This is a genomic window from Massilia mucilaginosa (genome assembly GCF_011682145.1).
Lineage (GTDB): Bacteria > Pseudomonadota > Gammaproteobacteria > Burkholderiales > Burkholderiaceae_D > Telluria_A > Telluria_A mucilaginosa.
Map to the genome: position 1 here is coordinate 18079 of NZ_WHJH01000057.1, position 22941 is coordinate 41019.

Annotated in this window: 11 protein-coding genes and 1 tRNA gene; 10 read left to right on the forward strand and 2 right to left on the reverse strand. The window is 66.0% G+C overall.

What is annotated here, in order from left to right:
• Window positions 1–16: 16 nt before the first annotated feature.
• The 10 genes from F2P45_RS28770 to F2P45_RS36520 all read left to right on the forward strand — a co-directional run bounded on the left by F2P45_RS28770 (window position 17) and on the right by F2P45_RS36520 (window position 21028).
• On the forward strand, window positions 17–1915 hold the full coding sequence (locus F2P45_RS28770; protein WP_166881646.1) for a calcium-binding protein: 1899 nt from the start codon (window positions 17–19) through the stop codon (window positions 1913–1915).
• A gap of 201 nt (window positions 1916–2116) precedes the next feature.
• The gene (locus F2P45_RS28775; protein WP_166881647.1) at window positions 2117–3742 is read left to right on the forward strand and encodes a calcium-binding protein; all 1626 of its coding nucleotides are present in this window, start codon (window positions 2117–2119) and stop codon (window positions 3740–3742) included.
• 148 nt (window positions 3743–3890) lie between these two features.
• Complete coding sequence (locus tag F2P45_RS28780) at window positions 3891–7682, forward strand: calcium-binding protein (RefSeq protein ID WP_166881648.1); 3792 nt, start codon at window positions 3891–3893, stop codon at window positions 7680–7682.
• A gap of 148 nt (window positions 7683–7830) precedes the next feature.
• Window positions 7831–11637: a calcium-binding protein gene (locus tag F2P45_RS28785; protein WP_166881649.1), complete on the forward strand. Its 3807-nt coding sequence runs from the start codon at window positions 7831–7833 to the stop codon at window positions 11635–11637.
• Between the two features lie 150 nt (window positions 11638–11787).
• A complete protein-coding gene (locus F2P45_RS36845; protein ID WP_166881650.1) occupies window positions 11788–15651 on the forward strand; it encodes a calcium-binding protein in 3864 nt (1287 codons plus the stop codon).
• Between the two features lie 153 nt (window positions 15652–15804).
• Window positions 15805–17796, forward strand: coding sequence for a calcium-binding protein (locus F2P45_RS28795; RefSeq protein WP_166881651.1), 1992 nt, complete (start codon window positions 15805–15807; stop codon window positions 17794–17796).
• A 67-nt stretch (window positions 17797–17863) separates the two neighbouring features.
• Window positions 17864–19858, forward strand: a complete 1995-nt coding sequence (locus F2P45_RS28800) for a calcium-binding protein (RefSeq protein WP_166881652.1) — start codon at window positions 17864–17866, stop codon at window positions 19856–19858.
• Window positions 19859–19906: 48 nt separating this feature from the next.
• Window positions 19907–19996 (forward strand) — tRNA-Ser (locus F2P45_RS28805).
• A 499-nt stretch (window positions 19997–20495) separates the two neighbouring features.
• Complete coding sequence (locus tag F2P45_RS36515) at window positions 20496–20840, forward strand: response regulator (protein ID WP_229505357.1); 345 nt, start codon at window positions 20496–20498, stop codon at window positions 20838–20840.
• A complete protein-coding gene (locus F2P45_RS36520; protein WP_229505358.1) occupies window positions 20819–21028 on the forward strand; it encodes a response regulator in 210 nt (69 codons plus the stop codon). The genes F2P45_RS36515 and F2P45_RS36520 overlap by 22 nt, the downstream gene beginning before the upstream one ends.
• Window positions 21029–21055: 27 nt before the next feature.
• Here the strand turns inward: F2P45_RS36520 and F2P45_RS28815 are convergent, their stop codons facing one another.
• Window positions 21056–21487 carry a hypothetical protein gene (locus F2P45_RS28815; protein ID WP_166881653.1) on the reverse strand — a complete coding sequence of 144 codons (432 nt, stop codon included), beginning with the start codon at window positions 21485–21487 and terminating at the stop codon, window positions 21056–21058.
• A 72-nt stretch (window positions 21488–21559) separates the two neighbouring features.
• The gene (locus F2P45_RS28820; RefSeq protein ID WP_166881654.1) at window positions 21560–22870 is read right to left on the reverse strand and encodes an FAD/NAD(P)-binding protein; all 1311 of its coding nucleotides are present in this window, start codon (window positions 22868–22870) and stop codon (window positions 21560–21562) included.
• Window positions 22871–22941: the final 71 nt, after the last annotated feature.

Here is a 22941-nt window from a genome sequence, read left to right on the forward strand (position 1 = left end):
ATACTCAAGGATGTCCATGACGAATTTCAGTTTTTCCGCATTGCCCCGTAAGGCTCTCGCCTCCCTCCAACGCCCGGCTACCGCCGATATCGCCGCGAATGGCCTGGCGCCCGGCTTGACGATCACCGGCACCGATGACGCCGACGTGCTGCACGGAACTGCGTTGGACGACGTCATGAACGGCCTTGGCGGCAACGATACGCTCGATGGCAGCGCCGGTAGCGACAGGCTCGACGGAGGTGATGGAGATGATTATCTCTCCGGCAGCCACAACGGCAGCGTCGCCGAGGCTGGCATCGACACCTTATTCGGTGGCAATGGCAATGACGTTCTCCATAGCAGGGGTAATAGTTTTCTCTACGGCGGCGCCGGTGAGGACCGCCTGACCGCAAGCGGCGGTGGCAATCTTCTCGACGGTGGGGATGGCAACGACTTCTTTTCCGCCGGGGGGGGCAGCGATACCCTCATCGGCGGCACCGGTGACGACCTGATCATTGTGAATGCGACCGCATCGACCGCACCGGTCCACGTCGTCATCGACGCAGGCGCGGGCGACGATGAAATCTTACTCCATACCAGTGCGGCGTCGAAAAGTATCGAGATCACCGGTGGAAGTGGCCGCGACCATTACTTTTTCTGGCCCGACACGCACACCGAAACCACACTCATCACCGATTTCCAGACCGGGATCGGCGGCGACCAGCTGGACCTCTATTCGGTGCCGCAATACGACGCCAATCCCTTCGGTCCGGTCGGCTACCTGCGCCTTGTCCAGAGCGGTAGCGACACCCTGTTTCAGGTGGATGAAGATGGTGCTGCCGGCACGGCATCGCAGTTCCACACGCTGGTCACCTTGCGCGGCGTCCTCGCCAGCGATTTTCATGCCGCCAACTTCGGCGGGGGCAGCCATCCCGGCGGATCGGAAGTCGGCCGCTATATTGTCGGATTCAGTGCCGATGACGTTCTGGTTGGTAACTTTCTCGACGATACCATGTTCGGCGGGGGCGGCAATGACAACTTGCGCGGCGGGCAAGGCAACGACGCGCTGTACGGCGGCGCGGGCAACGACAACCTTGATGGCGAAAACGGCAACGATACGATCGATGGCGGCGCGGGAAACAATCACATGCTGGGTAGAGACGGCGACGATCATCTTACCGGCGGCACTGGAAAGGACACGATCGATGGCGGTTGGGACAACGATCAACTGTACGGTGGAGACGGCGACGATGAACTCATGGGGGGGTATGGCGACGACACGCTGATGGGCGGCAATGGCAATGACCTGCTCGAAGGCGATGGTGGCGACGACGTTCTCGATGGTGGCGCCGGCGACGATATTCTCAATGGCTGGTCGGGCAGTGTCATGCTCAATGGCGGTAGCGGTAACGATACCTTGAACGTGGATGCGTATGGCGACAACGGCTTGTTTGGCGGCGCCGGCAACGACGTGCTCAATATTTATAGCGCAACCGGGCGCGTGGTTGCCATGGGCGGGGCGGGCGACGATACCATCATCTTGCACCGCACCGAGCTGGCCACCAGCGGCGTTACCGCCAGCGGCGGAGTGGGCGTCGACACTTACCAATTTGTTGACAAGGAGCGCTCGGGAAGCTTGACGGTCAAGGATTTCGTGGCGGGTAGCGGCGGCGACCGCATCGATGTCAGGATGTTGCTCAAAACGCCATCGCAGGTGGATGAACTGCTGCTGTCCGGCGTACTGCGCGTCGAACAGAGCGGCACCTCGACGCTGGTACGGATGGATCCGGACGGAAGCGCGGGCGCAGGAAGCGCTTATACCCTCATGACACTGCAAAATGTCGTGGCCAGTACCCTCAGCGCCGACAATTTCCTCACTGGTACGACAGCGGTGGAACTGATCGGCATGGCGGTCGAGCCGGTCCACGCCGGCTAAGCTTGGGTGCGCGGCACCGGCGCGCCAAGGGCCTGCTACCTGCCTGAGCGCGTGCCGGGCGGCGCACGCGTGCACATTTTTAGTCGTATGTAAGATTTCCTCCTGGACACGATTATCCCGTGAAGGCATGATGGCAAGCTGTAAATATTGCCGCGTTTTACACGCCGGCGCTTCAGCTTTTTATCACTTTCAAGGACGAGCGTGACGATTTCTACTTTTGCAAACCCTGTTCCAGGGCTGACCTTGACCGGCACCGCCGGCAACGACAACCTCTCCGACGGCAGCGGCGACGACCTGCTCAGCGGCCTCGATGGCGACGACACCCTGTCTACATATAGCGGCAACGACTCGCTCGACGGCGGCGCGGGCAACGACGTGATCTACGCGTCCAGCGGATTTTCCGATGCGCCGCGCAAGCTCACCTTGCTCGGCGGGGCGGGCGACGATACGATCATCACCGCCCCGCAGGCGGCAGGTTCGCGTGTGGACATCTGGGGCGGCAGCGGCACCGATGACTTCGTCTTCCTGCGCAATCAACATCGCCAGACCACGGTGATCCGCGATTTCCAGCCGGGCGTCGGTGGCGACCAGTTGCAGTACGATGCGCTGTTCCCGCTCTCGCCCAATCCGTTCGGCAGCGCCGGCTACCTGCGCCTGGTCCAGAGCGGCAACAATACCTTGTTCCAGATCGATGAGGATGGCGCCGCCGGCACCGCTGCCGGCTTCCTGACCCTGGCCACCCTCGCCAATGTGCAGGTGTCGAGCTTGCATGCAGCCAATTTTGGGACCGGAAATCGTCCCGATGGCACGGAGGGCGGCCGCTACTTCCTCGGCACCACGGGCGACGACAACCTCTCCGGCGGCAGCGGCGGCGATACCCTGGTCGGCGGCGTCGGCGTTGATCATCTGGACGGCGGCGCCGATGACGATGCCCTGTATGGCGGCGAGGGCGACGATCACCTGTACGGGCAGGACGGCAACGATCTGGTCGAGGCCGGTGACGGGGCCGACCTGCTCGAGGGCCACGCCGGCAACGACACGCTCAACGGCGGCGCCGGCAACGACACGATGGAAGGCGGCAACGGCGACGACCTGCTCACCGGTGGCGACGGCAACGATCTCCTGATGAGCGGCCAGGGCGTCGATACGCTGTTTGGCGGCAATGGCGACGACGAGCTCGTGCTGTTCCAAGGCCTGGGCGTGCTCGATGGCGGCGCTGGCAACGACAGCCTCGATGGCGGGTGGGGCGGGGTGCAGCTGAACGGTGGAAGCGGAAACGATTATCTGAAAGTGGGAGGGAAGGGCGACAGCGGCCTGTTCGGCGGCAGCGGCAGCGATGTGTTCGACATCAAGCTCAATAATGAGGGAAGGGTGGTGGTCGGGGGCGGTGCGGGCGACGATACCGTCATCGTGCACCCCGATTATTTCTCCATCGGCAGCGTGACGGCGATCGGTGGACTGGGTGTCGATACCTACAAGATGGACAACTTCCCCAGACAGTCGAGCTTCAGCATCAAGGACTTCAGCGTCGGCGCCGGTGGCGACCGTCTCGATGTATCGCACGCGGTACTTCCGTGGATCAATCCGGGCAATCCCTTGTTGACGGGCACGGTGCGCCTCGTACAAAGCGGCACCTCGACCCTGGTGCAGCTCGACCTTGATGGCGAAGGCGGCAGCAACTACGTCGAGACCTTCTTCACGCTGCAAAACGTCGACGCCCGCACCCTGACCATCGACAACTTCTTGTATACCCCTGCGGCAAGCGGCAGCGCAATGGCCCCGGTGGAGCTGGTCGGCGTGCCTGCCGGCGCGCAGCTGATCGGCTAACCCGGCGGGGGCGGCAAGGTGCGGGACGCCATGCCGCCCTTGTCGCAAACTGTTACATTTTCTTTAATTTTAACTTCTGTACATTCCAATCGGGTATGGGCATGATTGATGTTGAACGCCTTCAACCAACATCATTCCCGGGACCCACATGAGCACTTCCGACGCCGTCACCGAGCAGCACGCCAATCTCGCCAGCAACGCTGTGCTCCAGGCCAGCCCCGGCACCACCCTGGCCGCCCCCGGCAAAAATATGCAGGGCTGGAGTGGCGATGACATTCTGTATGGCTCGGAACTGAACGACACGATTTCGGGCAATGGCGGCTCGGACCGGATGTGGGGCTATGCCGGCGACGACTACATCATCAGCAACGACCCGGACGACGACTCGCGCGCCGGGTCCGACGACCTGGTCGGCTTCGACGGCAACGACACCCTCCTGGGCGGCCGGGGCAGCGACAGCCTGAACGGCAACTTCGGCAATGACTTCGCCGATGGCGGCGCCGGCAACGACCGGCTCGTGGGCGAACTGGGCAACGACACCTTGCACGGCGGCGCGGGTCACGACACGCTCAACGATTACGAAGGACGCGATTGGCTAGCGGGCGGCGCCGGCGTCGATCTGCTGTACTCGGAGCGCGGCGGCAGCGCCCTGCTCGATGGCGGTGACGGCAACGACATCTTGCTGGGCGACGGCCAGGACACCTTTATCGGCGGCGGCGGCAACGACCGCATCAGCATCCGCACCCGCGCCAATGAAGCGCTTGCTACCACCCTGGCCGACGGCGGCGATGGCAACGACCTGTTCAGCGTGGCCTTCCTCAACCAGGGCACGGCGCGCGTGAGCGGCGGCGCCGGCCGCGACGTCTTCCTGCTGGAGCGCGAGAACGGCGCCAACGGCTACGTGGTGACCGATTTCGCCAGCGGCCCCGAGGGCGACCGGATCGACGTCAGCAAGTTGCTGGCCGGCGTCGACCTGTCGCTGGGCGACCCGTTTTCCAGCGCGCGCGGCTACCTGAAACTGGTGCAGGACGGCGCCGACACGGTGCTGCAGTTCGACGCCGACGGCGCCCAGGGCACGGCGTCCGCCTTCAAGACCGTGCTGCGGCTCGAAGGCGTGGCGGCGGCATCGGCCGCACCGAACATCTCGGCCAGCGTGCTCACGCCAGACGGCATCAACGATGGCGAGACCCTCATCGGCGGCGGGCGCAACGACGACATTCGCGGCTCCGAACTGAACGACCGCTACGAAGGCAACGGCGGCGCCGACACCGTGAATGCGGGTGCGGGCAACGATACCCTGCTGGGAGGCGACGGCGCCGACTGGCTGTTCGGCGAAAGCGGCGACGACCGCATCGAGGGTGGCGAGGGCGACGACATCCTGGGCGGCGGCGCAGGTTCGAACACCGTGCTCGGCGGCGCAGGCAACGACAGTCTGGATGTGGACTACGCCGGCGACAGCCTGCTCGATGGCGGCGATGGCAACGACGACATGACAGCGGGCAATTACATCAGTCTCAAGACCGGCACAGTGACACTGTTCGCCGGCGCGGGCGACGACCGCATCGAGATCACCGATGCGCCATCGACGGTGACGGTGACGGCGAGCGGCGGCAGCGGGCGCGATACCTTCAAAATGTGGATGTACGGCACGCCGGATAGCACCCCGAACGCCACCCTGACCGATTTTTCGACAGGCGCCGAGAGCGACCTGCTCGACCTGTATCTGTTTGGCTCGCCGTCGGATTCCGCAGCCAATCCGTTCGGTTCCGAGGGCTACCTGCGCCTGGAGCAGCGCGGCGCCGACACGGTACTGCGCTACGACCGCGACGGCGCGGCCGGCAACGACTACACCATGATCGACGCGCTGACTTTGCGCAACGTGGTCGCCACCAGCCTCACCAGCGCCCATTTCAAGCAGGGCTACGATCCGGCGGCCGGCTTCTTCGGCCGGGTACTGACCGGCACCGCCGGGGCCGACAGCCTGCAAGGTGACGCGCGCGCCGAACACCTGATCGGACTGGCGGGCAGCGATACCCTGCTTGGCGGCGGCGGGGACGACCTGGTCGAAGGCGGGCTGGACGCCGACCTGCTGCAAGGCGGCAGCGGCAACGACAGTATCTTCGGCGGCACGGGCGACGACACGCTGGCCGGCGAAGCGGGCAACGACAGCCTGGTGGGCGGGGACGGCAACGATATCCTGGGCGGCGGCGCCGGCGACGACATCCTTCACGGCGACGACGACGACGACATCCTTACCGATGTGGAAGGTAACAACGTGCTGGCCGGCGGTCGGGGCAACGACGTGATCGTCACGACCGGCAGCGGCAGCGACAAGGTCGACGGCGGTGACGGCGACGACACCCTCACCGGCGGCGCTGGCGATACGCTCGACGGCGGCTACGGCCACAACCATCTGGTGGCCGATTTCACGGGCGGCGCCCCAGGTTCCGTGCGCATGGTGAGCGCGGGCGGGAACGTGCTCACCTTCGGCCCTTCGCTGGCGTTCCAGGACGTGCTCACCAGCAGCGAGTTCGGCAACAATCTCTACGCGTTCGCGCCTGGCGCGCACGCCGGGCAGGTCACGATCACCAACTTCGATCTCGACTATCCCAATGACCGGATCGACCTGGACGCCCTGATTCCGCAGGTCGTGGCCAATTACACCGGCAACCCGTTCGGCGCGCTCGGCTACCTGCGCGTGCTCGCCAGCGGCAACAACACACTGCTCCAGTTCGACGAAGACGGCGCCGCCGGCAGCGTGGCGAGCTTTCGCACCATTCTCACCATCAACGGCGTCGCGCCGTCCCAACTGAGCGCCGATCACATCGCCGGCGGCATGCATCCGAACGGTTCGGAAGATGGCATCAGCGTGTGGGGAAGCGGCACCATCAACGGCGCGCGCGGCAACGATACGCTTGACGGCGGGCTGGACAACGACAAGCTGTCCGGTTTCCAGGGCAACGATCGGCTCAACGGAAAAGGCGGCGACGATTCGCTGTTCGGCGGGGCGGGCAACGACAGCCTCGACGGCGCGCTCGGAAGCGACGCGCTGTTCGGTGAACAGGGCAACGACAGCCTGCTGGGCGGCGAGGGCGACGACAAGCTCGACGGCGGCGCCGGCGACGACGTGCTCGACGGCGGCATCGGCAACGACACGCTCGGCGGCGGCGAGGGCGCCGACATCCTTAAGGCCGGCGATGGCGACGACAGCTTCGACGGCGGCGCCGGCAACGACGAACTGAACGGTGGCGAGGGCAACGACATGCTGCACGGCGGCGCCGGCGACGACACGGTCAATGGCGGCAACGGCGACGATGCGCTGTTCGCCGACACCGGCAACGACGTGCTCCAGGGTGGCGCCGGCAACGACACGCTGGACGGCGGCAGCGGCAGCGTGCAGCTGAACGGCGGCAACGGCAACGATGTGCTCAAGCTCACCGGCAGCGGCAACAGCGGCCTGTTCGGCGGGCGCGGCGCCGACCTGATCGAGATCGCCGCGACGCAGCAGGCCGTGGCCGGGCGCGTGGTGGCCTCCGGCGGCGAGGACGCCGACACCATCGTCGTCACGCGCGGCGCGCTGGATAACACGGCCGTCAACGCCAGCGGCGGCGCCGGCATCGACACCTACGTGCTGCGCGGCGAAGGGCGGCTGGGCAGCCTGACGGTGAAGGATTTCACAGCCGGCGCCGGCGGCGACCGCATCGACCTCGCCGGCCTGGCAGCGCCTGCCGGCTTGCTGGAATTCGTGCAGAGCGGCAGCGCCACCCTGGTGCGCTTCGACGCCGACGGCGCCGCCGGCCCGCTGGCGGCGGCCACTCTGATGACCTTGCAAAACGTGCTCGCCACGAGCATGACCAGCGACAACGTGGTCGATATCGGTGTCGGCGGCGCGCCGGTGGAACTGGTCGGCGTGCCCGGCAACGCGCCGCTGATCGGCTAAACCGGCGGGCGGCGGCAAGGTGCACAACGCCTTGCCGCCCTTGTCGCAAATTGTTACACATTCTTCAATCTTAACTTCTGTACATTCCAATCGGGCACCGGCATGATGACGTTGAACGCCTTCAACGAACATCATTCCCGGGACCCACATGAGCACTTCCAGCGCCGTCACCAATCATCACGCCGACCTCAGCGGCAACGCTGCCCTCCAGGCCAGCCCCGGCACCACCCTGGCCGGCGTCGGCCAGAATCTGCAGGGCGGGCGCGGCAGCGACTCGCTGTATGCCTCCGATCTCAACGACACGATTTCGGGCAATGGCGGCTCGGACCGCATGTGGGGCTATGGCGGCGACGACTACATCACCAGCAACGATCCGGACGACGACTCGCGCGCCGGCTACGACGACCTGTTCGGCTTCGACGGCAACGACACCCTCCTGGGCGGGCGCGGCAGCGACAACCTGAACGGCCAACTCGGCAATGACTTCGCCGATGGCGGCGCCGGCAACGACCGGATCGTGGGCGAACTGGGCAACGACACCTTGCACGGCGGCGCGGGTCACGACACGCTCAACGACTACGAAGGACGCGACTTGCTGACGGGCGGCGCCGGCGTCGACCTGCTGTACTCGGAACGGGGCGGCAGTGCCCTGCTCGACGGCGGCCTTGACAACGACGTGTTGCTGGGCGACGGCCAGGATACATTTATCGGCGGCGGCGGCAACGACCGCATCACGATCCGCACGCGCGCCAATGAAGCGCTTGCTACCACCCTGGCCGACGGCGGCGATGGCAACGACCTGTTCAGCGTGGGCTTCCTCAACCAGGGCACGGCGCGCGTGACCGGCGGCGGCGGGCGCGACGTGTACCTGCTGGAACGCGAGAGCGGCGCCAACGGCTACGTGGTGACCGATTTCGCCAGCGGCCCCGAGGGCGACCGGATCGACGTCAGCACGCTGCTGGCCGGCGTCGACCTGTCCTTGGGCGACCCGTTTTCCAGCGCGCGCGGCTACCTGAAACTGGTGCAGGACGGCGCCGACACGGTGCTGCAATTCGACGCCGACGGCGCGCAGGGCACGGCGTCCGCCTTCAAGACCGTGCTGCGGCTCGAAGGCGCGGCGGCGCAGGCGGTGGCGGCGAACATCTCGGCCAGCGCGCTCACTCCAGCCGGCATCAACGATGGCGAGACCCTCATCGCCGGCGGCCGCAACGACGACATTCTCGGCTCCCATCTGAACGACCGCTACGACGGCAACGGCGGCGCCGACACCGTGCAGGCGGGTGCGGGCAGCGACACCCTGTTTGGCGGCGACGGCGCCGATTGGCTGTTCGGAGAAAGCGGCGACGACCGCATCGAAGGTGGCGAAGGCGATGACATCGTGGACGGCGGCGCAGGCGCGAACATCCTGCTCGGCGGCGCAGGCAACGACAGGCTGTCGGCGGATTACGCCGGCGACAGCGTGCTCGACGCCGGTGACGGCAACGATTTTCTGGAGGTGGGTGGTTGGGCGAGCATCAAGTTCGGCACGGTGCAGCTGTCCGGCGGCGCTGGCGACGACAAGTTCGATATCGCCCAGGCGCCACCGGAGGTGACGGTGAGCGCGAGCGGCGGCAGCGGACTCGACACCTTCCGCCTGTCGCTGTACGGCCGGCCTGAAAACATCGCCAACGTGACCTTGACCGATTTTTCGGCGGGCGCCGGCGGCGACGTGCTTAACCTGTCCCTGGCGGGCCCGGCGTGGAACTACACCGGTAACCCGTTTGGCGCCGATGGCTACCTGCGCCTGGAACAGCGCGGCGCCGACACGGTGCTGCGCTACGACAACGATGGCGCGGCCGGCAGTGCCGCCACCCTGATCGACATGCTGACCCTGCGCAACGTCAGCGCGACCAGCTTGACCAGCGCCAACTTCAAGCAGGGCGACGATCCCGCGGCCGGCTTCTTCAGCCGGGTGCTGACCGGCACGGCCGGCGCCGACAACATCCAGGGCGACGCGCGCGCCGAACAACTCATCGGCCTGGGCGGCAGCGACACCCTTGTCGGCGGCGGCGGCGACGACCTGCTTGAGGGCGGCATTGATGCCGACCTGCTGCAAGGCGGCAGCGGCAACGACAGCCTCTTCGGCGGCACGGGCGACGACACGCTGGCCGGCGAAGCGGGCAACGACAGCTTGGTGGGCGGGGCCGGCAAGGATGTGCTGACCGGCGGCGCGGGCGACGACATCCTCAGCGGCGACTTCGACGACGACATCCTCACCGATGCCGAAGGCAACAACGTGCTGATGGGCGGCGACGGCAATGACGTGATCGTCACGACCGGCAGCGGCAGCGACAAGGTCGACGGCGGCCACGGCGACGACACCCTCACCGGCGGCGCCGGCGATACGCTCGACGGTGGCTCGGGCTGGAACCGCCTGTTCGCCGATTTCACGGGCGGCGCCACAGGCACCGTGCGCATGCTGGGCAGTGCGGGCGACGACGTATTCACCTTCGGCCCCTCGCTGGCATTCCAGGACGTGATCACCAACGACGACGGGTACGGCGGCAATACCTACGTGTTCGCGCCCGGCAGCCACCGGGGGCAGGTCACCATCAACGATTTCGACCTGGACAACACCAGCGAGGTGATCGACCTGGACGCCCTGGTGCCGCAGGTCGCGGCCAATTACGTCAGCAACCCGTTCGGCGCGCTCGGCTACCTGCGCCTGCTAGCCAATGGCAACAGTACCCTGGTCCAGGCCGACGACGACGGTGCGGCCGGCAGCGCGGCGACCTTTCGCACCATTCTCACTATCAACGCCGTGCTGCCCGCGCAGCTCAATGCCAGCCACATCGCCGGCGGCATGAATCCGAACGGGTCGGAAGACGGCATCAACATGTGGGGTTCGCACTACAGCGAGACCATCAACGGCGGACGCAGCAACGACACGCTCGACGGCGCCCAGGGCGATGACAAGGTATACGGTTTCCAGGGTAGCGATGTGCTCAAGGGAGGTACCGAGAACGACACCTTGTACGGCGGCGTGGGCAATGACCTGCTCGAAGGCCAGCAGGATAACGACACCTTGTTCGGCGAGGATGGCGCCGACAGCCTGCTGGGCGGCGAGGGTGACGACAAGCTCGACGGCGGCGTCGGCAACGATCTGCTCGATGGCGGCATCGGCAACGACACGCTCGGCGGCGGCGACGGCGCCGACATCCTCAAGGCCGGCGATGGCGACGACAGCTTCGACGGCGGCGCCGGCAACGACGAGATCAACGGTGGCGAGGGCAACGACGTGCTGCACGGCGGCGCCGGGACCGACACCGTCAACGGCGGCAACGGCGACGATGCGCTGTTCGCCGACCAGGGCGACGACGTGCTCGAGGGCGGCGCCGGCAACGACACCCTGGACGGCGGCAGCGGCAGTGTGCAGCTCAATGGCGGCAACGGCAACGACACGCTCAAGGTCACGGGTAGCGGCAACAGCGGCCTGTTCGGCGGACGCGGCGCCGACCTCATCGAGATCGCGGCAACGCAGCAGGCACTTGCGGGGCGCGTGGTGGCCGCCGGCGGCGACGACGCCGACACCATCGTCGTCACGCGCGGCGCGCTGGATAACACGGCCGTCAACGCCAGCGGCGGGACCGGCATCGACACGTACGTGCTGCGCGGAGAAGGGCGGCTGGGCAGCCTGACGGTGAAGGATTTCGCGGCCGGCGCCGGCGGCGACCGCATCGACCTCGCCGGACTGGCGACGCCAGGCGGTTTGCTCGAGTTCGTGCAGAGCGGCAGCGCGACCCTGGTGCGCTTCGACGCCGATGGCGCCGCCGGCCCGCTGGCCGCGGCCACCCTGATGACCTTGCAAAACGTCGTCGCCAGCAGCATGAGCAGCGACAACGTGGTCGACCTTGGCGTCGGCGGCGCGCCGGTGGAACTGGTCGGCGTGCCTGTCGCCGCGCAGCTGATCGGCTAAACCGGCGGGCGGCGGCAAGGTGCGATGCGCCTTGCCGTCCCTGTCGCAGATTGTTACATATTCTTCAATCTTAACTTCTGTACATTCCAATCGGGCACGGGCATGATTGACGTTGAACGCCTTCAACCGATCACCATTCCCAGGACCCACATGACCATTTCCAACGCCGTCACCGAGCAGCCCGCCGACCTTGCCAGCAACGCTGTCCTCCAGGCCAGCCCCGTCACCACCCTGGCCGCCCCCGGCGACAATCTGCAGGGTTCGAGCGGCGACGACATTCTGTATGGCTCGCAATTGAACGACACGATTTCGGGCAACGGCGGCTCGGATCGCATGTGGGGCTATGCCGGTGACGACTACATTACCAGCAACGATCCGGACGACGTGTCCGCCGGCTATGACGTTCTGTACGGCTTCGACGGCAACGACACCCTTCTCGGCGGTCGCGGCAGCGACGAGCTGAACGGCCACTTGGGCAACGACTTCGCCGATGGCGGTGCCGGCAACGACCAGCTCAAGGGCGAACTGGGCAACGACACCTTGCACGGCGGCGCGGGCCACGACACGCTCAACGATTACGAAGGGCGCGATTTGCTGACGGGCGGCGCCGGCGTCGACCTTCTGTACTCGGAGCGCGGCGGCAGCGCCGTGCTCGATGGCGGTGACGGCAACGACGCCTTGCTCGGCGATGGGCAGGACACCTTCAGCGGCGGCGCCGGCAACGACCGCATCACGCTCCGTACCCGTGCCAATGAAGCGCTCGCCACCACCGTGGCCGACGGCGGCGATGGCAACGACCTGTTCAGCGTATCCTTCCTCAACCAGGGCACGGCGCGCGTGAGCGGCGGCGCCGGGCGCGATGTGTACCAGCTGGAACGCGCAAGCGGCCCGGCCGGCTACGTGGTCACCGATTTCGTCGCCGGCCCCGAAGGCGACCGGATCGACGTCAGCCGTCTGCTAGCCGGGATCGACCTGTCGCTGGGCGACCCGTTTTCCAGCGCACGCGGCTATCTGAAACTGGTGCAGTCCGGCGCCGACACGCTGCTGCAATTCGACGCCGACGGCGCCAAGGGCAGCGCGTCCGGCTTCAAGACCGTGCTGCGGCTCGAAGGCGTGGCCGCCGAGGCGGTCGCGGCCAGCATCTCGACCAGCCAGATCACTGCGGACGGGATTGACGATGGCGAGACTTTCATCGGCGACGAGCGCAATGACGGCATCATCGGCTCCCACCTGAACGACCGCTACGAAGGCAACGGCGGCGGCGACAGCTTCTACGCGGGCGCGGGCAACGATACCGTGCTGGGCGGTGACGGCAGCGATGGGATCTCCGGCGGCGAGGGCAACGACCAGCTCGACGGCGGTGAGGGCGACGACACCGTCGATGGCGGCGACGGCTCGGATACCGTGCTCGGCGGCGCAGGCAACGACAAGCTGTCGGCGGATTACGCCGGCCACAGTCTGCTCGACGGCGGGGACGGCAACGACACCTTGACTGCGGGCAGCGGTTACCAGCCCTCCAAGCTCGGCTCGGTGCAATTGTCCGGCGGCGCCGGCGACGACCGCCTCGAGATCTGGGACGGGGCGCCCGGGGTGACGCTCACCGCGAGCGGCGGCAGCGGGCGCGATACCTTCTACCTGTGGACCACCGGCTACGCGGACAGCACCCCGACCGTGATCGTGAACGATTTTTCGGTGGGTGCGGAAAACGATGTGATCGACCTGTACATGTTGAGCGTGGGCAGCGGCTATCCCGGCAATCCGTTCGGCGCCGATGGATACCTGCGCCTGGAACAGCGTGGGGCCGATACGGTTCTGCGCCACGACGGTGACGGCGCGGCCGATCCCCAGAACCCTCTGAGGGACATCATGGTTCTGCGCAACGTGAACGCCGCCAGCCTCACCAGCGCCCATTTCAAGCAGGGCTACGATCCCCTGATCGGCTTCGCCGGCGGGGTGTTGACCGGTACGGAAGGCGCCGACAGCATCCAGGGCGCCGAGCGCGCCGAACACCTGATCGGCCTGGGCGGCAACGACACCCTGCTCGGCGGCGCCGGCAACGATCTGCTCGAGGGCGGCGCGGATGACGACCTGCTGCAAGGCGGCAACGGCAACGACAGCCTGTTCGGCGGCAGCGGCAACAACACCCTGGCCGGCGAAGCCGGCAACGACAGCATCGTGGGCGGATTCGGCAAGGATGTCATCACCGGCGGCGCGGGCGACGATATCCTCGCCGGCGAATACGACGACGACACGCTCACCGATGTCGAAGGCAACAATGTGCTGGCGGGCGGTTACGGGAACGACGTGATCGTCACCACCGGCGCCGGCAGCGACACGGTCGACGGCGGCGTGGGCAACGACACCCTCACCGGCGGCGTCGGCGATACGCTCGACGGCGGCTACGGCGAGAACCACCTGTTCGCCGATTTCACGGGCGGCGCCAAAGGCACGGTGCGCCTGCTGGCCTCGGGCGGCGACGTGATGACCTTCGGCCCCTCGCTGGCATTCCAGGACGTCCTGGTCAGCGGGCGGGAGTACGGCGGCAACACCTACGTGTTCGCGCCGGGTAGCCGCGCCGGGCAGGTGACCATTACCGACTTCCATCGCGGCTACCGCCTCGACGTGATCGACCTGGACGCCCTGATTCCGCAGGTTGCCGCCAACTACGTCAGCAATCCCTTCGGCGCGCTCGGCTACCTGCGCGTGGAGCAGCGCGGCAACAGCACCGTGTTTCAGCTCGACGACGACGGCGCTGCGGGCAGCGCTGCAAGCTTTCGCACCATCCTGACACTCGACGGTGTCACGCCCGCCCAGCTGGACGCCAGGTTCATCGCCGGCGGCATGAATCCGAACGGCTCCGAGGACGGCATCCACCTGTCCGGCACGCGCGAAGACCAGGATGATTTCAAGGGCGGGCGCAGCAACGATGTGCTCGACGGCCAGGGAGGCGTTGACGTGCTGGTCGGTTTCCAGGGCAACGACACCCTGCTCGGCGGCAGCCACAATGACACCCTGCACGGTGGCGAAGGCGACGATCTGCTGCAAGGCGGCAACGACAACGACACGCTGCTCGGTGACGCCGGCACCGACAGCCTGAACGGCGGCGACGGCAACGACAAGCTCGACGGCGGCGCCGGCGCCGATGTGCTGGAAGGCGGGCAGGGCACCGACCTGCTGCAAGGCGGGGACGGCGCCGACCTGCTCGACGGCGGCATCGGCAACGACACGCTCGACGGTGGAGAAGGCGCCGACATCCTGCGCGCCGGCGATGGCGACGACAGCCTCGATGGTGGCGCCGGCAATGACGAGCTGGGCGGCTTCGAAGGCAACGACGTGCTGCACGGCGGCGCCGGGACCGACACCATCAACGGCGGCAACGGCGACGATGCGCTGTTCGCCGACCAGGGCGACGACGTGCTCGACGGCGGCGCCGGCAACGATACCCTCGACGGCGGCAGCGGCAGCGTGCAACTGAACGGCGGCAACGGCAACGATGTGCTCAAGCTGACCGGCAGCGGCAACAGCGGCCTGTTGGGCGGGCGCGGCGCCGACGTCATCGAGATCGCCGCAACGCAGCAGGCTGTGGCCGGGAGGGTGGTGGCCTCCGGCGGCGACGACGCCGACACCATCGTCGTCACGCGCGGCGCGCTCGACAACACGGCCGTCAACGCCAGCGGCGGCGCCGGCATCGACACCTACGTGCTGCGCGGAGAAGGACGGCTGGGCAGCCTGACCGTGAAGGATTTCGCAGCCGGCGCCGGGGGCGACCGCATCGACCTGACTGGCCTGGCATCGCCTGCCGGCTTGCTCGAGTTCGTGCAGAGCGGCAGCGCCACCCTGGTGCGCTTCGACGCCGACGGCGGCGCCGGTCCGCAGCTTGCGGCTACGCTGATGAGCTTGCAAAACGTGCTCGCTACCAGCATCACCAGCGACAATGTGATCGGGACCGCCGGCGCACCGGTGCAACTGGTGGGCGTGGCCGATGCCCCCGCAGCCGCGTTCCTGCTCGGCTGACCGGCGCAAGCCAGGCGCGCTGCCACGCCCTTGCTCCGCGCAAGGGCGCGGCAGCGCGCGTCTCGACACTGGCGAGGGAACGGCGCATCATAGCTGTCCGCGCAGTGCGGAACGCTTTTCTTGGCTCGACTCAACCTTCTGTTAGGAGTTGCCATGTCCACATTTTTCATGCTGTCCACAGCCGACGACGAACTGTTGCGTCCGGCGAATTTTCTGGTGACCGGCCTGACCCTGACCGGCACCGCCAACAATGACATCCTGCGCGGCGGCGCGCTCGACGACCGCATCTTCGGCCTGGCTGGCGCCGACCTGATTCGCGGTGAGGGCGGCAACGACACCATCGACGGTGGCGACGAGGACGGCTCGGGCGACCGCTTGTACGGCGGCGACGGCGCCGACAGCGTGTTCGGCGGCGCAGGCGACGACGTCATGTTCGGCGACGCCGGCAACGACGCACTTGACGGCGAAAGCGGCACCGACCAGATCGACGGCGGGGCCGGGGACGACCTGGTGCGCGGCGGCGATGGACGCGACTTCCTGACCGACAATCTCGGCAGCAACGTTCTCCTCGGCGACGCAGGCGACGACAGCCTGAGCGCCACCGGCGCCGGGGCCGACCGCCTCGACGGCGGCACCGGCAACGACGGACTTGAAGGCGGCAACGGCAACGACAGCCTGTATGGCGGCGCCGGCCACGACTCGCTCACGGTCAGGGCGGCGGCGGGCAGCACTGCGCCCGGCGAGTGGCTGCTGTCCGGCGGCGACGGCAACGACACGCTCGGCTTTCATGCAACGGCGGCGCCGATTATGGTGCACGCCAGCGGCGGCGCCGGCAGCGACGCGTTTGCGTTTTCCCAGGGCGTGCACGGCGAAACCATCATCATCGACGATTTCGTGGCGGGCCCCGGTGGCGACAAGCTCGCCATTGGCTCCCTGCAGCCGTTCTACAACAGCAATCCCTTCGGCGCTCCCGGCTACGCGCGCCTGCTGCAGCAAGGCAACGATACCCTGGTGCAGAGCGACGCCGATGGCGCCGCCGGCAGCGCCGCCACTTTCCGCACCGTCGCCACCCTGCTCGGCGTGCGCGCGCAGGACGTTTTGCCAAACAATTTTGTCGAAGGCTATAACCAGGATGGCTCGCTCAACGGCATGCTGGTGTACGCCGGCGGCGGCAACGATTTTATCCTCGGCGGCGTGCTCAACGACACCATCCATGGCGGGGCCGGCGCCGATCGCCTGCTCGGCAATGTTGGCGACGACGTGTTGCGCGGCGACGATGGCGTCGACGACCTGGACGGCTCTTACGGGAACGACCTGCTCGACGGCGGCGCTGGCGGCGATTACCTGACTGGCGCAGAAGGAAACGACACCTTGTACGGCGGCGCTGGCGATGACCTGCTGTCGGGCAAGGAGGGCAACGACCTGCTGTATGGCGGCGATGGCGACGACCAGCTGTTCGCCGAGGGCAGCAACGATACGCTCAACGGCGGCAACGGCAACGATAGCGTGTCCGCCTACTACGGCAGCTACGTGATCGATGGCGGGGCGGGGGACGACCGGATCAGCACTGCCGCCATCGATGGCCTGCTTAATGGCGGTGGCGGCAACGACACCATCCGCGTGCAGACCGACGCCGACGTGGGCGCCTTCGGGGGTGCCGGCAACGACCGGATCGAGATCAACGCCAACGATTACCTGGCGCAAGGGCGCGTCGTGGCTAACGGCGGCGCGGGCGACGACACCATCATCCTGACGCGCCAGACGCAGAATTCGAACCAGGTGACGGCCATCGGCGGGGACGGCAGCGACCGCTTCGGCGTGGTGGGGAGCGTGGGGACCAGCATATTCAGCGTGCGCGATTTTGCGGTGGGGGCGGGCGGCGACCGGATCGATGTGTCGGCGCTCTTGAGCGGCGCGGTGCCGCCGGGCGACCCGTTCGCCAGTGGCGTGCTGCGTTACGTGCAAAGCGCCAACGACACGCTGGTGCAATTCGATGCCGACGGCGCGGCCGGCTCGCAGGCCGGTCCCGTCACGATGATGAAGTTGCTGGGGGTGCTGGCGACGACCTTGACCCCTGAGAACCTGATTACCGCCGTGCAACCGGCGCTGCTTGGGACTGCGGCCGCGGAATGGGCGATGGGCTGAGTTGCTGCCGGCCGCGCCTTGCGCACCGCACCTTTTGTCGCGCTTCAACCTTTTCCAAGGAATTGCCATGCCCACATTTTTCATGCTGTCCGACGCCGACGACGAGTTGATCCGTCCGGAAAATTTCCTGGTAACCGGGCTGAACCTGACCGGCACCGCCGACAATGACATCCTGCGCGGCGGCGCGCTGGACGCCCGGCTGTTCGGCCTGGGCGGCGCCGACCTGATCTTCGGCAGCGGCGGCAACGACTATATCGACGGCGGCGACGAGGATGGCCCGGGCGACCGCCTGTACGGCGGCGGCGGCGCCGACAGCGTGTATGGCGGTGGCGGCGACGACTATATGTTCGGCGACGCCGGCAACGATCTGGTCGACGGCGAGGGTGGGATGGACCAGATCGACGGGGGCGCCGGCGACGACGTGCTGCGCGGCGGCGACGGCGCCGACTACCTGCACGATGACATCGGCAGCAACATCATGGTCGGCGGTGCGGGCAATGACCACCTGCTCGCCATGGGGCCTGGCGCCGACCGCCTGGAAGGCGGCGCCGACAACGACATGCTGGAAGGCGGCACCGGCCACGACAGCCTGTACGGCGGCGCGGGCATGGATGCTTTCAACATCGGCGCGGCAGCCGGCAGCATGATTCCCAGCAATGTGCTGGTGTCCGGCGGCGATGGCGATGACCGCATCGCCATCTTTCCCGGTACCACGGCAACAAAGGTGCATGCCAGCGGCGGCGCGGGCAGCGACCTGTTTGTTTTCGCCTACGGCACGCACGACGAAGCCATCTTCATCGACGACTTCAGCGCCGGTGCCGGCGGCGACCGGCTGGCCTTCGGGGGCATGCTGCCATTCCCCCATCTCAATCCCTTCGGCGCGCCTGGCTATGCGCGCCTGCTGCAACAGGGCAGCGACACGCTGGTGCAGATCGATGTCGATGGTGCGGCAGACACTGCCGGCAGCTTCCGCACAGTGGGAATCCTGACTGGCGTGCAGGCGCAGGACCTCATCCCCAACAATTTCGCAGAGGGTTACAACCAGGATGGCTCGCAGCACGGCAAGACAATCGAGGCGGGCAGCGGCAACGACAAGCTCTACGGCGGCGTGCTCGACGACACCATCGACGGCGGCGCCGGTAACGACCAGGTGTGGGCCAACGATGGCAACGATGTCGTGCACGGTGGCGATGGCAACGACGACCTGAGCGGGTCTAGCGGCAACGATTTGCTCGGCGGCGGCGCGGGCGACGATTACCTGCACGGCCAGGATGGCAACGACACGCTCAACGGCGGGGGCGGCGACGATATGCTCGATGGCCACATTGGCGACGACGTGGTCAATGGCGGCGACGGTAACGACCAGCTGTACGGCAGCGGTGGCGGCAACGATGTGTTCAACGGCGGCAACGGCAACGACAGGATCGGCGCCTACGGTGGACAGGTCGTGGCTGACGGCGGGGCGGGGGACGACACGATCAGCAGCGAAGGCACTGCGGGCCTGCTCAATGGCGGCAGCGGCAACGACATCATCAAGGTACAGACCGACGCCGATGTCGGCGCGTTCGGTGGCGCTGGCCGCGACCGGATCGAGATCTACGCCAATGATTACCTGGCGCAAGGGCGGGTGGTCGCCAATGGCGGCGAGGGCGACGACGCCATCATCCTGATCCGCGAGACGCAGAATTCGAACCTGGTGACCGCCATCGGCGGGGACGGCAGCGACCGCTTCGGCGTGGTGGGAAGCGTCGGGACGAGCATCTTCAGCGTGCGCGATTTTGCGGTGGGGGCGGGCGGCGACCGGATCGATGTGTCGGCGCTCTTGAGCGTCGCGGTGCCGCCGGGCGACCCGTTCGTCAGCGGAGCGCTGCGTTACCTGCAGAGCGGGAACGATACGCTGGTGCAGTTCGATGCGGATGGCGCGGCGGGTCCGCAGGCGAATTTTGTCACGATGATGAAATTGCAGGGGGTGCTGGCGACGACCTTGACGACGGAGAACCTGATCACGGTGGTGGAACCGGCGGTGGTGGGCGTTGTAGCTGCGGAGTGGGCGATGGGCTGAGGGCAAATTGCCCAAGGGCGGGGGTTTTCTGTATAATCGCGTTCTGCAGGAAGCGTGGCCGAGCGGTTGAAGGCACCAGTCTTGAAAACTGGCGACGGTGTGAGCCGTTCGTGAGTTCGAATCTCACCGCTTCCGCCACCGTATTCTGAAAGCCCCTGACGGGGCTTTTTCTATTTTCGCCGCTGACAGTTGTACCCCACCTTGCAGTTACGCGAGCGACACTGTCGGATTCTTCCCCAGCACTTCTGCTGCACCTGGTCGCCGCTGACCCTCTCCTGGTCGTAGCTGAACTAGTGGCCACTTAACACTTTGATCCTCATCATGAAAAACTTGTTGCAAGAGATGTTGTACTGTGAATTTTTACTCAAATGTGAGACCAGCAATTGCCGTGAATTTTTCGAGTGCGATGAAGTGGCTACTGAGCCGCTGGAGGACTGGTCTGCACGGGCTGTGGTCTTGGCGGAAGAATGCGGCTGGACTGTCGGCCATACCGGGCTTGTGAAATGTCCCAAGTGCACGGCAAATAGTCACGGCGCCGGTCGCGGATGAACTGGCGCTTACCCTTTTCGTCGATGGCACAAGTCAGATTGACTATCGCGGCACGGCATAATCGAGCGTCGGCACGCGGCAGTGTCCGTTGCGCCGCTTGCGCGCTGTAAGGCCGCTCGGCGGTTCTGCCGCTGTTGACCATCTGCCGGCGCCGCCCCCTTGCCCGCTTGTTTCCGTCACGACCGCATCGCCCCCCGTCCCAGTTCAGAGCCACCTGCTCTGGCATCGCCGTCTGGCGGGGGAAGGGTTTCGCAATGTCGTCAGCACCACCGATCCACGCCACACGCTCGATCTGGTGTCGGCTTTCGATCCCGACCTGGTGCTGCTCGACCTGATGATGCCGGACCTGGACGGCTATGCGGTGCTGGAGCAACTGGCGCGCCGCACCCCGCCGACGAGTTTCGTCCGGTCATGGTGCTCAGCGCCGACGTGACCCAGGAAGCCAGGCGCCGCGCGCTGTCGCTGGGCGCCAAGGATTTCTTGACCAAGCCGTTCGACCTGATCGAGACCATGCTGCGCATCTGTAATCTGCTGGAAACGAGCTTGCTGTACAAGCGCCTGCAAGCGCTCACCGCCTCAGAGCCGCCCTTGCAGCGCTGGCATCCCAGGGCGGACGGCTGAGGCGCGCGGCGACGGCCTGTGCGGAGATTAATCGTGCTGACCGGGTTGACGCCGCTTTGATGATCCTGTCTTCTTCCCCGGAGCGGGTTCTGTTTTGATAGCTGCGGGCAGTGAAGATCGCGATGCCCCTGTCGCGCGAGCTTCCTCCAGACTCATGCCGAGCTGTACATAGCGTCGCATCAGGTCGTTTTTGCTGGTGCGACTGTCGAACGCTTCGACGCGCAGTTTGTCGTCCAGCTTGGGATCCATATGGATGGTGCGCAGCACCAACGCCTGGGTGTTTTTCGGGTTCAGCGTGCGCAAATCAGGGTGTGACTTCGCCGCTTTGATTCCGGTTACTAAATACTTGCGAAACAAGTCCGCCTTGCTAAGCTGTTTGTGGAGCGCTTCGTCACGCAGCTGGTCGTCAACGTCCGCATCGACGTAAACCGTGCGCAGCACCAGATTTTCAGTGGACATGGCAAACTCCAAGGCGAATTGCAAACGTATACACGTATATATCTCCCCAGACTTCAAGTCAAGCCGGCGGTTTTACCTGTAGGCCCGCAGAATGCGGTCGGACATACCGCCCAGCACCATTAAGCTGGCGAACCCTGGCCCCACGCGCTTTGACAACATGGGGGCATGCAGCAATGGCAAGTTCCAGTATGGCGCCATATACTGAAGCTCATCGCCAAGAGACGTTTCAAGGTCGTCATCGCGCACCCCGGCGGGCCACTGCGGGAGCAGCGCTTTGAACCAGCGCGCGTCGAAACCGGTGGCATCGATCAGGATATGCGGCTTGATCACAACTTCCGTGCCATTGCCTTGGGTCATTGTTACGGACAGCTGCTCGCGCCCGTTGAACGTGCCGATCTCGATACACTTCACCTTGCCATCCCGGACGGTGAGGCTGTCGGCTGCTGACACCTTGTCGATGACCGTAGCCCAAACCACCCCGCGATTGAGACGGTTGAACACCTCGTCCTGGCTGTCCGCCGATAATGTCTTCCACGTCTCCTCCTCGCTGAAAAGCCTGTTTTCGAACAGGCTGTCCACCCGGGTGTGCAAGACCGCGCGGGTAGCCACCACTTCAATGGCGTGGCTCATGCAGCCATTGGACAGTCGCCAGGCCAGCGTTGCCGCAGCGGTGCCGCCGCCACCGACGATGAGAATGTCTGTATCGAACTCGGCCGAGGCGGGAGTGCCGAGCCTTGCGATAAGCGCCTTTACTTCACTGAGGCGCAGCCAGAAATCTTCGCCGTTGAAGATGCGTGAACATGTCGCCGGCTGCCCCGCACCACGCTGTACCTGCAATGGCCTGGCGGGGCCGGGGCCAGTCATCACCACGCCGTCGAACGGGTCTTCATACTTCACGCTGGCACCTTTGGAATTTTCGTACTCGACGACCCACTGCGTACCCGATTGATGAACTTGCGTGACCTTGCCAGACACCGGAATGTTATGTGCCCGTTTCAATGCCCAGCGCAAGTAGAGCGTGAACATCTTGTGCTTAGGAGGTTTGCGCCCGGCATCGACCCAATTACTGTAAGCGTGCGCGCGACTTAACAGGAATCGCTGCCGCGAGTAGTTCAGCATATGTTCGTCGGCTCGCGCCCCATACATGGACTTGTACGGGAATCCAAGGTCGCGTTCCGCCAGGGTGCACAGCTGTTGCTCGCCATCCGAGAACCCGTGGTTGCCCTCCCATGCGGCCCCGATGGAATTCTTTTCGAAGATAACAACTTCCGTGTCCTGCTGTTTGAGTGACTTCAAGACCCTGGCCTTGACCGCCAAGGCGACCGCTTTCGGACCTCCTCCCACAACGGCAAGGCGCCTGTGAGACAAATCGCGATCAGTCATGGTGCTTTCTCTTTCAGGTCTGTAGGTCAGACTGTCGGATACCCCGGTCGCGCGTCGCTTTTCACATTCGG

Bases quoted from the DNA above. Each gene is read 5' to 3' on its own strand.
- F2P45_RS28785 (WP_166881649.1), top strand. From the start codon at position 7,831: ATGAGCACTTCCAGCGCCGTCACCAATCATCACGCCGACCTCAGCGGC.
- F2P45_RS28780 (WP_166881648.1), top strand. From the start codon at position 3,891: ATGAGCACTTCCGACGCCGTCACCGAGCAGCACGCCAATCTCGCCAGC.
- F2P45_RS28815 (WP_166881653.1), bottom strand. From the start codon at position 21,487: ATGTCCACTGAAAATCTGGTGCTGCGCACGGTTTACGTCGATGCGGAC.
- F2P45_RS36845 (WP_166881650.1), top strand. From the start codon at position 11,788: ATGACCATTTCCAACGCCGTCACCGAGCAGCCCGCCGACCTTGCCAGC.
- F2P45_RS28770 (WP_166881646.1), top strand. From the start codon at position 17: ATGACGAATTTCAGTTTTTCCGCATTGCCCCGTAAGGCTCTCGCCTCC.
- F2P45_RS28820 (WP_166881654.1), bottom strand. From the start codon at position 22,870: ATGACTGATCGCGATTTGTCTCACAGGCGCCTTGCCGTTGTGGGAGGA.
- F2P45_RS28800 (WP_166881652.1), top strand. From the start codon at position 17,864: ATGCCCACATTTTTCATGCTGTCCGACGCCGACGACGAGTTGATCCGT.
- F2P45_RS28795 (WP_166881651.1), top strand. From the start codon at position 15,805: ATGTCCACATTTTTCATGCTGTCCACAGCCGACGACGAACTGTTGCGT.
- F2P45_RS36520 (WP_229505358.1), top strand. From the start codon at position 20,819: ATGGTGCTCAGCGCCGACGTGACCCAGGAAGCCAGGCGCCGCGCGCTG.